The sequence below is a fragment of the Ectothiorhodospira sp. PHS-1 genome (assembly GCF_000225005.1).
Taxonomy (GTDB): Bacteria; Pseudomonadota; Gammaproteobacteria; order Ectothiorhodospirales; family Ectothiorhodospiraceae; genus Ectothiorhodospira.
This window is the reverse complement of the sequence record NZ_AGBG01000108.1, coordinates 1-318: the sequence shown is the minus strand read 5'-3', so window position 1 is coordinate 318 and position 318 is coordinate 1. Positions and strand designations below refer to the sequence as shown.

The following is a 318-nucleotide window of genomic DNA, read 5'->3' as shown; positions in this document are numbered from 1 at the left end:
GGGAGGCCTTCCAGGCCGTGGGCGGCTTCAGTGAAAAGGTCTATGCGGGGGACGGAGGTGTTCCTGTCCCGCCGCCTCAAGCGCTGGGGGCGTCGCCACGGGCAGCGGTTTCACGTGCTGCCGGAACCGACGGTGGACGCTCTGGATCGTATCAGGCAGCAGGTGGAGGAAAACCCCGTCATCATTTACATGAAGGGGACGCCCCAGTTCCCCATGTGCGGTTTCTCCAATCGGGCCGCCACCGCGCTCAAGGCCTGCGGGGCACCTTTTGCCTATGTGAATATCCTGGCGGATCAGGAGATCATGCAGGCGCTGCCC

1 protein-coding gene and 1 pseudogene are annotated in these 318 nt (G+C 64.2%); both read left to right on the top strand.

Going from position 1 to position 318, the window contains the following annotated elements; genetic code table 11:
* Positions 1-135, top strand: a pseudogene (locus ECTPHS_RS14895) (glycosyl transferase family 2); the annotation flags it as partial.
* Positions 133-318, top strand: a 186-nt coding sequence (locus tag ECTPHS_RS13800; protein ID WP_040406243.1) for a glutaredoxin domain-containing protein, incomplete at its 3' end; no start/stop codon positions are given. The pseudogene ECTPHS_RS14895 and the gene ECTPHS_RS13800, both read left to right, overlap by 3 nt.